The organism is Streptomyces sp. Qhu_M48 (genome assembly GCF_051305195.1).
Taxonomy (GTDB): domain Bacteria; phylum Actinomycetota; class Actinomycetes; order Streptomycetales; family Streptomycetaceae; genus Streptomyces.
Window position 1 is genome coordinate 7,035,654 of the sequence record NZ_CP195432.1, and the last position, 12,885, is coordinate 7,048,538.

Consider the following 12,885-nt stretch of genomic DNA (forward strand, 5'->3'; position numbering starts at 1 on the left):
CCGTGCCGACCCCCGTGGGACGCCTGACCGTGCTGTACGACGCCGAGTGCCCGCTCTGCGTGCACCTCAGGCACTGGCTGCTGCGCCAGCGGCAGCTCGTCCCGCTCGACCTCGTGCCGGCCGGGTCGCGGGAGGCCAGGCGCCGGTTCCCGGAGCTCGACCACGCCGCCACCCTGCGGGAGATCACCGTCGTCGGGGACCGGGGCCAGGTCTACCGGGAGACCTCCGCCTGGATCGTCTGCCTCTGGGCCCTGGCCGAGTACCGGCCCAAGGCCCACTGGCTCGCCACCCCCGCCGGGCAGCCCTTCGCCCGGATGACCGTGCTCGCGGCGGCGAAGTGGCGGGCGGCCCTCAAGGGGCCCGGCGGCGGGGGCGGAGCCTGCGAGGACGGGCACTGCGAGGTGCCAGGTCCGCCCGGCTAGGCTCGGCCCTGTGAACGACGTGAAGGAAGAGAAGAAGGCCCCGAAGAGCGAGCAGACCCGCACGCTCATCCTCGAAACCGCGCTCCGGCTGTTCCGGGAGCGCGGTTACGACAAGACGACGATGCGGGCCATCGCCCAGGAGGCCGGGGTCTCCGTCGGGAACGCGTACTACTACTTCTCCTCCAAGGAACACCTCGTCCAGGGGTTCTACGACCGGATCGCCGAGGAGCACCAGGCGGCCGTCGAGCCCATCCTGACCGGCGGCGAGAGGGACCTGACGGCCCGGATCCGGGGGGTCTACCTCGGCTGGCTGGACATCGCGGAGCCGTACCACGAGTTCGCGGCCCAGTTCTTCAAGAACGCCGCCGACCCCGACAGCCCGCTCAGCCCCTTCTCCCCCGAGTCGGAGGGCCCGCGCGAGGCGGCCATCGAGGTCCACCGACGGGTCATCTCCGGCGCCTCGGTGAAGGTCGACCCCGAACTGGCCGAGGCCCTGCCGCAGTTGCTGTGGCTCCAGCAGATGGGCCTGGTGCTCTTCTGGGTGTACGACCGTTCGGAGGGCGCCGCCAACAGCCGCCGACTGGTGGAGCGGCTCGCGCCGGTCACGGCCCGCGCGATCTCGCTCTCCCGGTTCCGGATCCTGCGTCCACTGGTCAAGGAGACGCACGAGCTGCTCTCCGACTTCATGCCGACGGCGGCGGGAATGGCGGCCTCGGGCAAGCCCAAGAAGCGGGCCGCCGCGAAGCCGCCGGAGACCTCGTGAGGGACGGGGCCCGCCTCGTGGCGAGGACCGGCCCCCGGTCCACCACGGGGTGGCCCGCCGGTCACGCCGCGAGCCCGGCCTGATCGACAGGACGCCCCCTAGATCCAGCCGAGTTCCCACAGACGCCAGATGCCCGTACCGTCCGTCAGGTACTGGGAGCCGGCGACCCCCTCCGTGGAGAGGACGTAGTCCTTCTTCTGCCACAGCGGGACGAGCGGGACGTCGGTCGCGACCTCGTCCTGGATCTCCCTGAAGTCGGAGGTCGCCCGGGAGCGGTCGCTGAACTGCTGCGTCGAGGAGATCAGGGTGTCGATCCGCTTGCTGGAGAACCCGTTGTGCAGGGTGTTCCCGGTGCCGACGAGCGGCGCCGTGAAGCTGTCGGAGTCGGGGAAGTCGGGGAGCCAGCCGACGGTGTACGCGTCGTAGGTGCCCTTCGCGTACGCCTTCTGGAACTCCGTCCACTTGACCTCGACGGCCTCGACCTCGAAGAGACCGGTCTCCTCCAGCTGCCGCTTGATCTCGGCGGTCTCGGCGCCGTAGGTGGCGTCCTTGCGGTAGCCGAAGGTGAACTTCACCGGGGTCTTCACGTCGGCGTCCTTCAGGAGCTCCCTGGCCTTCCTGGCGCTCGGTTCCGGCGTGATGTCGTAGAAGGCGGTGCTGTGCCCGACGAAGCCCTGCGGGATGAGGGAGTACAGCGGCTCGACCGTGCCCTTGTAGGCGCCGGTGGTGATCGCCGGACGGTCGAGGACGGCGGCGACCGCCTGCCGTACGGCCTTGTCGGCCATGGGCGAGCCCGGCCGGACGTTGAAGTTGAGGTTGCGGATCTCGGCGCTCTCCGCCTCGGTGACCCGCGTCCCGTCCTTGGTGTCCAGGGTCGAGATGAAGTCCGGCGGGAGCTGCCGGTGCGTCACCTGGACGTCCTTCGTCTTCCAGGCGGTGGCGAGCTCCTCGGACTGGCCGAAGTACCGCACGAGGACCGGGCCGCCGCTCTTGGTGATGGCGCCCCGGTAGTTCGGGTTGGGCTCCAGGAGCGCGGACTCGCCCTCCTTGTACTCCTTGAGGACGTACGGCCCCGACCCGTCGACCCCGGAGCCCGTCCGCAGCTTGTTCGCCGGGTACTGGTCCTTGTCGACGATCGAGCCGGCACCCGTGGCCACCTTCAGCGGGAACGTGGCGTCCCGGCCGCTCAGGTGGAAGGTGACGGTACGGCCCTCGGACGTGACGCTCTTCAGGGTCGGGAAGAGGGCCTGGGGGCCTACGTCCGTCTTGATCCGCAGCATCCGCTCGAAGGAGTAGGTGACGTCCTCGGCCGTGATCTTCCGCCCGTTGGCGAAGGAGAGGTCGTCGCGGAGCGTGCACTGGTACGTCGTGAGCTTGGTGTCCGAGAACTTGCAGCTCTCCGCCGCGTCCGGGACGGGGGTCGTGAACCCCGGCTTGAACGTCAGCAACGACTGGAAGACGTTGCTGTAGAGGGCCCAGGATCCGGCGTCGTACGCGCCGGCCGGGTCCAGTGAAGTGATCGCGTCGGTTGTGCCGACGCTGATGGGATCGGTTCGGCCACCGTCGGAGGGCAGGAGTTGCCAGCCCCCTACTCCGGCGGCCACCAGTACTCCACAAGTGATGAGGATCCGCAGACGGACCGTCGACCGCATTGCCGTGCTTCCTTTTTTCGTCCACCCCAGCTGCGACGACCCCCCGGAAACGTCGCGATGGCGTCATCCCATCACACGGAATTCACAAGTGGAAGGGGAAACTTGCACACCACAGGTATATGTCCGTGAAATGCGAATTTAAGTCGATGAGCAGCACGTATCGCTCTCGGAGCAGGGAGTCACCCCACCCCGGTTACGCCTGTTTCGAGGCGAGTTCGACGATCGTGATGTCGGACGGCGCCCCGACCCGGACCGGCGGCCCCCAGGCGCCCGCGCCCCGCGAGACGTACAGCTGGGTGTCCCCGTACCTCTCCAGCCCGGCGACGGTCGGGTTGGCCAGTTCGGCGAGGTGGTTGCCGGGCCAGAGCTGGCCGCCGTGGGTGTGGCCGGAGAGCTGGAGGTCCACGCCGTGGCGTACGGCGTCGTGGATGACGACCGGCTGGTGCGCCATGAGGACCGCGGCCCGGGCCCGGTCGCGGTCGCCGAGGGCCCGGGCGAAGTCGGGGCCCTGGCCCTCGCTCTCGCCCGCGATGTCGTCGACGCCCGCGAGGTCGAAGCCGGCCGCGATCTCCACGCGGTCGTTGCGCAGCGGGCGCAGGCCGAGTTCGCGGACGTGGTCGACCCAGGCGTCGGCGCCCGAGAAGTACTCGTGGTTGCCGGTCACGAAGAAGGAGCCGTGCCGGGCGCGGAGCCGGGCGAGCGGCTCGGCGGCGGGGCCCAGGTTCTCGACGGTGCCGTCGACGAGGTCGCCGACGACCGCGACCAGGTCGGGCTGGGCGGAGTTGATCGTGTCCACGATCCGCTGGGTGTGGGCGCGGCCCAGGATCGGTCCGATGTGGATGTCGGAGACGACGGCGATCCGGTAGCCGTGCGCGGCGCGCGGAAGCCTGGCGAGCGGGACGGTGACCCGCTTGATCCGGGGGCCGCGCAGCACGCCGTAGGCGCCGTATCCGACGGTCCCGACCGCGGCGGCGGCCGCGGCGCCGCCGACGACCCGGGAGACGAACAGCCGGCGGGAGACCTCGGCGGGGGACGCGTGGTCCGACGGCCGGTCGGCCGTCGGGGCGGCCTCCTTCGGCTCCACGGTCTCGGCCGGCGAGGCCGGGGCGGCCGGTTCCGTCGGGGTGGCCAGGGTGGCCGGTGCCGACGGCGCGGCCGGGCCCGTCGTCTCCGCCGCCGGGTTCTCCGCGTTCGCCGGTACGGGCTGGGGGGCCGGGACCGGGAGGGCGACGGGCTCCGGGGCCGCCGCCTTCGCACGGCGGCCGAGCCACGCGTACAGGACCGGCCGGACGGCCTCGCCGACGACCAGGGCGAGGACCACGTACAGGAGCAGCGCGAGCCACAGGAAGCCCGGCCAGGCGACCACCTGCTGGAGCACGAAGGGGGCTCCGGCGCGGGAGGAGCCCAGGGCGGCGAACGAGAGCAGCGGCAGCGCCACGACGGCGGCCGTGCCCAGGCGGCGCGGCAGGCTCCCGCGCGTCGTGACGTCGCGCACGAGGCGCCGCCACACGTACCAGTGGACCGCGCCGAGCAGCGCCAGGACCACGACCAGAACCAGCAGGAAGACGACCACGCCCCGGAACCCCTCTTCTACGTACCGCTCGCGCTGCTACCGACCGCTAGCCGCGGATCTCGCCGTTCTCGCGGATCCGATCGTCCTCACGGATGCCGCCCTTTTCGTGGCGCGCGGCGCGCACCCCACGCAACCCGAGCACCCCGATCACCGTCCCCAGGACAAAGGACGTGACGGCAAGCAGCAGATGAACCCAGAAGTAGGCCGTCGGGTCGCCCGCGTCGTCGAAGGCGAGGCCGCTCCCGTCGTTCCACAGGTTCTTGACGAAAGTGATCCAGATGACCCAGCTCCACACCCCGAACGCGAGCAGGAACCAGGAGACGCGGCGGCTGAGCTTCATGTCCCCAGTATCACCGCCCGTCCCCGGGGCCCCGCGTCCGGGTGGACGGGCCCGACCGAAGCGCCAGCCGGGGTTCGGATCCTTCTTCCGTACCTGTACGTTCACGACCGTGTCTGCTTCGAAGAAGACCGCTTGGGCGGTCACCGCTGCTGTGCTCCTGCCGCTCCTCACCGCCGTGCCCGCCCACGCGGAGCCGAAGGACGACAAGGACAAGCAGCCCAAGCCCCCCAACGCGATGTCCTCGCTCGGCGGACCGCTGCTCGGCAACCCCGGCACGCAGGTGAAGCTGGGACCCGGCGCCCCGGTGCTGCCGAAGGAGCTGTCCGGCCGTTCCTGGATCGTCGCGGACGCGGAGAGCGGCGAGATCCTCGCCTCGCACAACGCGCACTGGCCGCTCGCCCCCGCGTCCACCCTCAAGATGCTCTTCGCGGACGCCCTCCTGCCGAAGTTCGACAAGAAGATGAACCACCTGGTCACCACGGCGGACCTGGCCGGGATAGGAGCGGGCTCCAGCCTGGTCGGCATCAAGGAGAAGCAGACCTACAGCGTCCACGACCTGTGGCTCGGCGTCTTCCTCCGCTCCGGCAACGACGCCGTGCACGTCCTCACCCAGATGAACAACGGCCTCCCCCAGACCGTGAAGGACATGAACGACCGCGCGGCCGAACTCCAGGCGCTCGACACCTACGTGGTCTCCCCGGACGGCTACGACGCCCCGGGCCAGGTCTCCTCCGCGTACGACCTGACACTCATCGCCCGCAGCGGCATGCAGAATCCCGACTTCCGCGCGTACGCCGCCACGCCCCGCGCCGCCTTCCCCGGCGAGACCAAGCCGGGCAAGAAGCGCGAGACCTTCGAGATCCAGAACACCAACCGGCTGCTCACGGGCGACCTGGGCGTCGCCCCGTACCAGGGCATCGCGGGGGTCAAGAACGGCAACACCACGCACGCGGGTGCCACCTTCACCGGGGTCGCGGAGCGCAACGGCAAGGTCCTCCTCGTGACCGTGATGAACCCCTCCTCGAAGGAACAGCACGCGGTCTACCGCGAGGCCGCCCGGCTGCTCGACTGGGGCTTCGCCGCGGCCGGGAAGGTGACCCCGGTCGGCGAACTGGTGCCGCCGAGGTCGGCCCGTACCGAGACGACCGCCCCCGCCGACGGCTCGCTGCCCGGCCCCGGCAAGGACGCCCCGGGCGGCACCGTCCGGACGGCCACCGAGGAGAGGTCCGGCGGCGTCGGCATCGCGCTCGGCGTGACGGGCGGCGCGCTCGTGCTCCTCGCCGGCGCCGTCTTCCTGGTCAACCGCCGCTGGCCACTGGCCTCGGCGGCGGCACGCCGTCGTCGCTCGCGGCAGGATCCCGACGTGAACCCGTAGCCGTCCACGCGGCACAGAACAGCAGCAGCTTCGCGGTGAAGTTGATCCACAGCAGCAGGGCGACCGGCACGCCGAACGCCCCGTACATCGACTTCGCCGCGACGCCCCGCATGTAGCCGCCGAGCAGCAGTTTGAGCAGCTCGAAGCCGACCGCGCCCATGAGCGCCGCCACGACGAGCCGGCGGCGTGGCGGCTCCACGCCCGGCAGCAGCGTCAGGACGTACAGCAGGATCAGGAAGTCGGCGACGACCGCGACCAGGACGGCGGCGGTCTGGAGGAGGTAGCCCCCCGCCCCCTCGCCCGAGATGCCGAGCCGGTCGGCGGACCAACCGACGGCGGTGGAGCCGAGCCAGGACGCGGCGAGCGAGGCGAGGGCGACGCCGCCGAGACCGATGAGGATGAGCCCGTCCTTGCCCTTGAGCAGGACCGGGTTGCCCTCGATGTCGTCGAGCCCCCACACCGCGCGCAGACAGTCCCGCATCGAGCCGACCCAGCTGACGCCGGTGACGAGCAGCAGCGCGCCGGCGACGAGCCCGACGGTGCCGGCGTTGTCGACGAGCCCGCTGATGTTGAGCTGGTCGGAGATGCCGGGCACCTGGTCGCTGATCTTCTCCTCGATCCGGTCCAGCTGGTCCTTGCTGAGGAGCGCCGCCCCCACCGCCGCGGCGACGGTGATCAGCGGGAACAGCGCCAGGAACGAGACGAAGGTGATCGCGGCGGCGAGCCGGGTCCAATGGGCCTCGTCGAGGGTCTCGTACGAGCGCCAGGCATGCGTCCGCATGAGCCGGACGACCCATGGGCCGATGACGGGGAGTTTGGTCAGCCAGTCCATGTCGTACGCCTACCCCTCGATCCGTGCGGTGCGCGCCGCGCGCAGTACGAGAATCCCCCGGCGGAGCCCCGGGAGCCGCGAGCGACATCCCGCGCGCCGCCAATACCGGCATAAGCCGCGGAGGCGGCTATACGGTCCCTCCATGGCTGTCGAGACCCGCGCCCCGGACGACCCGCACGCCGGGGGCGCCGCCACCGGCCGCGCCGTCCCCACGCGCGGCGACCACGCCCCGTACGGCGCACCGCACCGCCGCCGCGCCCGCCGGGCGGTCTCCTCGGCCGCCGGCCCGCATCCGCCTCGGGCCCGTCTCCGCCTCGGGCCCGTCTCGATCTCCAGGAGTTCACATTGAAGGACGCCTTCGGTGCCCCCCGGTCCCTGCTCGTCCTCGGCGGCACCTCCGAGATCGGGCTCGCCACCGCCCGCCGACTGATCGCCCGCCGCACCCGTACCGTCTGGCTGGCCGGACGCCCCTCCCCCGCGCTCACGGCCGCCGCCGACTCGCTGCGCGCGCTCGGCGCGGACGTGCGGACCGTCCCGTTCGACGCGCTCGACACCGAGTCCCACGAGGAACGGCTCGGCAAGATCTTCACCGAGGGCGACATCGACATGGTCCTCCTCGCCTTCGGGGTCCTCGGCGACCAGGCGCGCGACGAGTCCGACCCGGTCGCCGCCGTCCGCGTCGCGCAGACCAACTACACCGGCGCCGTCTCGGCCGGCCTGGTGTGCGCGGCCGCGCTCCAGGCGCAGGGCCACGGCTCGCTCGTGGTGCTCTCCTCGGTGGCGGGCGAGCGGGCCCGGCGCGCCGACTTCATCTACGGCTCCTCGAAGGCGGGGCTCGACGCCTTCGCCCAGGGGCTCGGGGACGCGCTGCACGGAACCGGGGTGCACGTGATGGTCGTACGGCCCGGGTTCGTCCGCTCGAAGATGACGGCCGGGCGCGCGGAGGCACCGCTCGCGACCACGCCGGAGGCGGTCGCGAGCGCGATCGAACTCGGGCTGCGGCGCCGCTCGGAGACGGTGTGGGTGCCGGGGGCGCTGCGGATGGTGATGGCGGCGGTACGGCACGTCCCGCGGCCGCTGTTCCGGCGGCTGCCGGTGTGACACGGGGGCGCGGGGGCGCGGCTCCGTCGGTCGGCCGGTTGCGCGGGGCGGGGCTCCGTCGGCCGGCCGGTTGCCCGGGGCGGGGCTCCGTCGGCCGGTCGGGCCGGACGGGGGCCGTGCAGCCGGTCGGCGCACCCGTCGGTGTGCCGTCAGGCGGTCGGCGTGCCCGTCGGCGTGTCGACCGGGCTGCCGCCCTGCGCCGGGACGGCCGAGATCGGGCGGCCGCTGCCGAACTCGTAGTCGTACAGCTTCCGCCACACCCCGTCCGGGCCCTGCTCGTACAGGGCGAAGGAACGGCAGGTCCAGGCCGCCTCGTACCCGGCGAGCTCCTCGAACGCCCGGTCCATCCCCTCCTCGGAGATGGCGTGCGCCACGGTGACGTGCGGGTGGTACGGGAACTGCAGCTCGCGCGCGAGCGGGCCCGTCTCGTCGCGGATCTGGTGCTGGAGCCGGTTGCAGAGGGGCACGCCCTCCCGCAGCTTCACGAAGACCACCGGCGAGAGCGGACGGAAGGTCCCGGTGCCCTTCAGTCGGACGGGGAAGGGCTCGTAGTCGGCGGCGACACCGGCGAGGTGCGCCTCGATCTCCGGCAGCCGCTCCTCCGGGACCTCCGTCGGCGGGACGAGCGTGATGTGCGTGGGGATGCCGTGAGCGGCCGGGTCCCCGAAGCCGGCGCGCCGCTCCTGGAGCAGGCTGCCGTAGGGCTCCGGGACCGCGATCGAAACGCCGAGCGTTACGGTCCCCACGTCGTTCTCCTCCGTCGTCGGTCGACTTGTGTGTGGTGGTGGTGCAGCCGCCAGTGTGCGGCCTGCACCACCCTTTGGGCCAGGGTCCTTGGACTCAGTGCTTGGCGGGCAGGAAGCCGATGCGCTCGTACGTCTGCGCCAGCGTCTCGGCGGCGACGGCGCGGGCCTTCTCCGCTCCCTTGGCCAGAATCGAGTCCAGCGTCTCCGGGTCGTCCAGGTATTCCTGGGTGCGGGTCCGGAACGGCGTGACGAAGTCCACCATGACCTCCGCGAGATCCGTCTTCAGCGCGCCGTACATCTTGCCCTCGTAGCTCTTCTCCAGGTCGGCGACGGACGTGGAGGTGAGCGTGGACATGATCGTGAGCAGGTTGGAGACGCCGGCCTTGTTCGCCGGGTCGAAACGGATTACCGTGTCGGTGTCGGTGACCGCGCTCTTGACCTTCTTCGCGCTGGTCTTCGGGTCGTCCAGGAGGTTGATGAGGCCCTTCGGCGTCGACGCCGACTTGCTCATCTTGATCGCCGGGTCCTGGAGGTCGTAGATCTTGCCCGTCTCCTTGAGGATGTACGGCGCCGGGATCGTGAACGTCTCGCCGAAGCGCCCGTTGAAACGCTCCGCGAGGTCGCGGGTCAGCTCGATGTGCTGGCGCTGGTCCTCGCCGACCGGGACCTGGTCCGCCTGGTAGAGCAGGATGTCCGCGACCTGGAGGATGGGGTACGTGAAGAGGCCGACGGTGGCGCGGTCGGCGCCCTGCTTGGCGGACTTGTCCTTGAACTGGGTCATGCGGGAGGCCTCGCCGAAGCCGGTGAGGCAGTTCATGACCCAGCCGAGCTGGGCGTGCTCGGGGACGTGGCTCTGGACGAACAGGGTGCAGCGCTCCGGGTCGAGACCGGCGGCGAGCAGCTGGGCCGCGGCGAGCCGGGTGTTGGCGCGCAGCTCGGCGGGGTCCTGCGGGACCGTGATCGCGTGCAGGTCGACGACCATGTAGAAGGCGTCGTGGGTCTCCTGGAGGGCGACCCACTGGCGGACGGCGCCGAGGTAGTTGCCGAGGTGGAACGAGCCTGCCGTGGGCTGGATTCCGGAGAGCACTCGCGGGCGATGCTGCATGGCGAAGCCATTCCCCTGAGGGTGGTGGTGGGCGACGGGCGGGCTGTCAGAGGCCATGCACATCATTCTCTCAGGTGTGGGAACCGATCCCGGACTGCCGGTGTATCAAGAGTGTGAGGACGCGGGAGGGGGGCCTGGTCGACGACGAGGCCGCGGTGATCGCACGCGTACGCGCCGGGGAGCCGGAGGCGTACGCGGAGCTGGTGCGCGCGCACACGGCGGTCGCGCTGAGAGCGGCGGTGGCGTGCGGCGCGGGCGCGGAGGCCGAGGACGTGGTGCAGCAGGCCTTCTTCAAGGCGTACCGCTCGCTCGGGCGCTTCCAGGAGGGCGCGGCGTTCCGGCCGTGGCTGGTGCGGATCGTCGTCAATGAGACCAGGAACACAGTGCGCTCGGCGGGTCGGCAGCGGGCCGTCGCCGACCGGGAGGCGGACCTGCTCGGGGGCGAGCCGCGGATACCCGAGTCGGCGGACCCGGCGGTCGCGGCCGAGGCGCGGGAGCGGAGCCGGCGGCTGTTCGACGCGCTCGACGGTCTCACCGAGGACCACCGGCAGGTGGTGATCCACCGTTATCTGCTGGAGCTGGACGAGACGGAGACCGCACAGGCGCTGGGCTGGCCGAAGGGGACGGTGAAGTCCCGGCTGAGCCGGGCTCTGAAGAAGCTGGGACGCGTGCTGGGAGAAGGCCTGGAGGGAGGTGGGGAGCGTGGCTGACGAGGGTCTGCCGGACGAGCTGAGGGAGCTGGGACGGCGCCTGCGGGTGCCGGACGTGGACGGCGGGTCGATGGCCGAGCGGGTCCTGGCGCAGCTCCTCGCCGAGCAGGTGCCGACCCCGGTGCCCGAGCCGCCGCCGGCGGGGCGCCGGTGGTGGGCATCGGCACGAGGCTGGGCGCGTGCGCGGTGGCGGGCTCTGGTGGCGGGGCTCACCGGGGTGCTGATCGTGCTCGCGCTCACTCCGCCGGTGCGGGCGGCGGTGGCGGAGTGGTTCGGCTTCGGCGGGGTGTCCGTGCGGTACGTGCCCGGCGGGCGCCCTGTTCCGGAGGGTGGCGCGGTCCCGGGCTGCCCGGAGCCGGTGCCGCCGGCGGAGGCCGGGCGTCTGGCGGGCTTCGAGCCGCTGATACCCCGGGCGCTGGGCGCGCCGGACGCGGTCGCGGTGACGGGGTCGGCGGAGCGGGGACGGGCGGTGATCAGCCTGTGCTGGCGGGAGGGAGAGCGGACGGTCCGGCTCGACGAGTTCCCGGCCCGCCTCGACATCGGCTTCGCCAAGCAGGTCAGGACGCGGCCGCAGTGGGTCGACCTGCCGGACGGCGCCCAGGGCTACTGGTTCGCGGCCCCGCACCTGCTGACCTTCCCGATGACGGACGGGACGGGCGCGCCCTGGACCCATGAGGTCCGCACGGCGGGCCCCACGCTCCTCTGGACGAGGAACGGGGGCGCGCTCACCTTCCGGCTGGAGGGCATACCGGACCGCGAGGAGGCCCGGAGAGCGGCGGAGTCCACGGGCTGACGCCCGGGGCGGGGCGGGGCCGCGCTCAGCTGCCCCGCCCATTTCCGGGGGACTGGACAGGGCTAGGCGGGGCGGGGCTGGGCGGCCCGGTCCGGGCGGGGCCGCCCGGTTCGGGCTGGGCTGGGCCGCCGTCCGGGCTGGGCCGCCGGGTCCGGGCTGGGCCGCCGGGTCAGAGGGTCAGACCGGGAGGCCCGGGGCCGGGTGGGCGGACATCAGGTCGGCGACCTCGGCGCGGATCGCGCGGAGGGCCTCCTCGTCGCCCGTGCCGGCGGCCGCGACACCGCGGTCGATCCACTCGGCGACCTGCGCCATGTGCGCGGTGGTGAGGCCACGGGAGGTGAGGGAGGGGGTGCCGATGCGGATGCCGGAGGGGTCGAAGGGCTTCCGGGGGTCGTAGGGGACGGTGTTGTAGTTGACGACGATGCCCGCCCGGTCGAGGGCCTTGGCGGCGATCTTGCCGGGGACCTGCTTGGGGGTGAGGTCCATCAGGATCAGGTGGTTGTCGGTGCCGCCGGAGACCAGGTCGAAGCCTCGGGCGAGGAGCGCCTCGGCGAGGGCCTTGGCGTTGGCGACGACGGCGTGCGCGTAGTCATGGAAGGAGGGCAGGGAGGCCTCGCGGAGGGCGACGGCGATGGCGGCGGTGGTCTGGTTGTGCGGGCCGCCCTGGAGGCCGGGGAAGACGGCCTTGTCGAGGGCCTTGGCGTGCTCCTGGCGGGACATGAGCATGGCGCCGCGCGGGCCCCGCAGGGTCTTGTGGGTGGTCGTGGAGATCACGTCCACGTGCGGGACCGGGGACGGGTGGGCGCCGCCCGCGATGAGGCCGGCGATGTGGGCGACGTCGGCGACGAGCACGGCACCGGCCTCGCGGGCGATCTCGCCGAAGGCGGCGAAGTCGATCGTGCGGGGCAGCGCGGTGCCGCCGCAGAAGATCACCTTCGGGCGCTCCTTGAGGGCGAGCTCCCGGACCTCGTCGAAGTCGACGAGGCCGGTGTCGTGGCGGACGCCGTACTGGACGCCGCGGAACCACCTGCCGGTGGCGGAGACGCCCCAGCCGTGGGTGAGGTGGCCGCCCATGGGCAGGGCCATGCCCATCACGGTGTCGCCGGGCTCCGCGAAGGCGAGGTAGACGGCGAGGTTGGCCGGGGAGCCGGAGTAGGGCTGGACGTTGGCGTGGTCGACGCCGAAGACGGCCTTGGCGCGCTCGACGGCGAGGGTCTCGACCTGGTCGATGTTCTGCTGGCCCTCGTAGTAGCGGCGGCCGGGGTAGCCCTCGCTGTACTTGTTCTGGAGGACGGTGCCGGAGGCCTCGAGGACGGCGGCGGAGACGTAGTTCTCGCTGGGGATGAGGCGCAGGGTCTCCGCCTGGAGGCTCTCCTCGGCGCCGACGAGGGCGGCGAGCTCGGGATCGGCGGCGGCGAGTGCGGGGTGCTGCGGTGCGGTCATGGTGGTGTCCTCCGGGCGTCGGCGGGTCCC

14 protein-coding genes are annotated in these 12,885 nt (G+C 72.3%); 7 read left to right on the forward strand and 7 right to left on the reverse strand.

What is annotated here, in order from left to right; translation table 11 throughout:
• Positions 1-2: 2 nt before the first annotated feature.
• Together ACRRSS_RS31475 and ACRRSS_RS31480 are read left to right on the forward strand one after the other, a co-directional pair.
• Positions 3-422: a thiol-disulfide oxidoreductase DCC family protein gene (locus ACRRSS_RS31475; protein ID WP_435974433.1), complete on the forward strand. Its 420-nt coding sequence runs from the start codon at positions 3-5 to the stop codon at positions 420-422.
• A gap of 10 nt (positions 423-432) precedes the next feature.
• A complete protein-coding gene (locus tag ACRRSS_RS31480) occupies positions 433-1,185 on the forward strand; it encodes a TetR/AcrR family transcriptional regulator (RefSeq protein WP_435974434.1) in 753 nt (250 codons plus the stop codon).
• Between the two features lie 98 nt (positions 1,186-1,283).
• On the opposite strand, the gene ACRRSS_RS31485 is transcribed toward ACRRSS_RS31480, so the two are convergent.
• The 3 genes from ACRRSS_RS31485 to ACRRSS_RS31495 form a co-directional block, all read right to left on the reverse strand.
• On the reverse strand, positions 1,284-2,837 hold the full coding sequence (locus ACRRSS_RS31485) for an ABC transporter substrate-binding protein (RefSeq protein ID WP_435974435.1): 1,554 nt from the start codon (positions 2,835-2,837) through the stop codon (positions 1,284-1,286).
• Positions 2,838-3,030: 193 nt separating this feature from the next.
• Positions 3,031-4,410 (reverse strand): metallophosphoesterase, encoded by a 1,380-nt coding sequence (locus tag ACRRSS_RS31490; RefSeq protein WP_435974436.1) that lies wholly within the window; start codon positions 4,408-4,410, stop codon positions 3,031-3,033.
• 46 nt (positions 4,411-4,456) lie between these two features.
• Positions 4,457-4,750, reverse strand: a complete 294-nt coding sequence (locus ACRRSS_RS31495; RefSeq protein WP_435974437.1) for an SCO4848 family membrane protein — start codon at positions 4,748-4,750, stop codon at positions 4,457-4,459.
• Between the two features lie 109 nt (positions 4,751-4,859).
• Between ACRRSS_RS31495 and ACRRSS_RS31500 the strand changes: the two genes are divergently transcribed.
• On the forward strand, positions 4,860-6,125 hold the full coding sequence (locus ACRRSS_RS31500; protein ID WP_435974438.1) for a D-alanyl-D-alanine carboxypeptidase family protein: 1,266 nt from the start codon (positions 4,860-4,862) through the stop codon (positions 6,123-6,125).
• Here ACRRSS_RS31500 and ACRRSS_RS31505 read toward each other — a convergent pair.
• Complete coding sequence (locus ACRRSS_RS31505) at positions 6,049-6,957, reverse strand: YihY/virulence factor BrkB family protein (protein WP_435974439.1); 909 nt, start codon at positions 6,955-6,957, stop codon at positions 6,049-6,051. The two genes, ACRRSS_RS31500 and ACRRSS_RS31505, sit on opposite strands and share 77 nt — an antisense overlap.
• A 142-nt stretch (positions 6,958-7,099) precedes the next feature.
• Between ACRRSS_RS31505 and ACRRSS_RS31510 the strand changes: the two genes are divergently transcribed.
• Together ACRRSS_RS31510 and ACRRSS_RS31515 are read left to right on the forward strand one after the other, a co-directional pair.
• Positions 7,100-7,306 (forward strand): hypothetical protein, encoded by a 207-nt coding sequence (locus ACRRSS_RS31510; protein ID WP_435974440.1) that lies wholly within the window; start codon positions 7,100-7,102, stop codon positions 7,304-7,306.
• Positions 7,303-8,058: a decaprenylphospho-beta-D-erythro-pentofuranosid-2-ulose 2-reductase gene (locus ACRRSS_RS31515; RefSeq protein WP_435974441.1), complete on the forward strand. Its 756-nt coding sequence runs from the start codon at positions 7,303-7,305 to the stop codon at positions 8,056-8,058. Before ACRRSS_RS31510 ends, ACRRSS_RS31515 begins: the two co-directional genes overlap by 4 nt.
• A gap of 149 nt (positions 8,059-8,207) precedes the next feature.
• On the opposite strand, the gene ACRRSS_RS31520 is transcribed toward ACRRSS_RS31515, so the two are convergent.
• Both ACRRSS_RS31520 and trpS read right to left on the reverse strand, forming a co-directional pair.
• The gene (locus ACRRSS_RS31520; protein WP_435974442.1) at positions 8,208-8,804 is read right to left on the reverse strand and encodes a 2'-5' RNA ligase family protein; all 597 of its coding nucleotides are present in this window, start codon (positions 8,802-8,804) and stop codon (positions 8,208-8,210) included.
• 94 nt (positions 8,805-8,898) lie between these two features.
• The gene (trpS, locus tag ACRRSS_RS31525) at positions 8,899-9,909 is read right to left on the reverse strand and encodes a tryptophan--tRNA ligase (protein ID WP_435975470.1); all 1,011 of its coding nucleotides are present in this window, start codon (positions 9,907-9,909) and stop codon (positions 8,899-8,901) included.
• Between the two features lie 113 nt (positions 9,910-10,022).
• On the opposite strand from trpS, the gene ACRRSS_RS31530 reads away from it, so the two are divergent.
• Both ACRRSS_RS31530 and ACRRSS_RS31535 read left to right on the forward strand, forming a co-directional pair.
• The gene (locus ACRRSS_RS31530) at positions 10,023-10,619 is read left to right on the forward strand and encodes an RNA polymerase sigma factor (RefSeq protein ID WP_435974443.1); all 597 of its coding nucleotides are present in this window, start codon (positions 10,023-10,025) and stop codon (positions 10,617-10,619) included.
• On the forward strand, positions 10,612-11,412 hold the full coding sequence (locus tag ACRRSS_RS31535) for a hypothetical protein (RefSeq protein ID WP_435974444.1): 801 nt from the start codon (positions 10,612-10,614) through the stop codon (positions 11,410-11,412). Before ACRRSS_RS31530 ends, ACRRSS_RS31535 begins: the two co-directional genes overlap by 8 nt.
• 177 nt (positions 11,413-11,589) lie before the next feature.
• Here ACRRSS_RS31535 and glyA read toward each other — a convergent pair whose 3' ends face one another.
• On the reverse strand, positions 11,590-12,855 hold the full coding sequence (gene glyA, locus ACRRSS_RS31540) for a serine hydroxymethyltransferase (protein WP_435974445.1): 1,266 nt from the start codon (positions 12,853-12,855) through the stop codon (positions 11,590-11,592).
• Between the last annotated feature and the right edge of the window lie 30 nt (positions 12,856-12,885).

Excerpts from the sequence above, each read along its gene's own strand:
- trpS (WP_435975470.1), bottom strand. The coding sequence starts at position 9,909 with ATGCAGCATCGCCCGCGAGTGCTCTCCGGAATCCAGCCCACGGCAGGC.
- glyA (WP_435974445.1), bottom strand. The coding sequence starts at position 12,855 with ATGACCGCACCGCAGCACCCCGCACTCGCCGCCGCCGATCCCGAGCTC.
- ACRRSS_RS31510 (WP_435974440.1), top strand. The coding sequence starts at position 7,100 with ATGGCTGTCGAGACCCGCGCCCCGGACGACCCGCACGCCGGGGGCGCC.
- ACRRSS_RS31495 (WP_435974437.1), bottom strand. The coding sequence starts at position 4,750 with ATGAAGCTCAGCCGCCGCGTCTCCTGGTTCCTGCTCGCGTTCGGGGTG.
- ACRRSS_RS31505 (WP_435974439.1), bottom strand. The coding sequence starts at position 6,957 with ATGGACTGGCTGACCAAACTCCCCGTCATCGGCCCATGGGTCGTCCGG.
- ACRRSS_RS31485 (WP_435974435.1), bottom strand. The coding sequence starts at position 2,837 with ATGCGGTCGACGGTCCGTCTGCGGATCCTCATCACTTGTGGAGTACTG.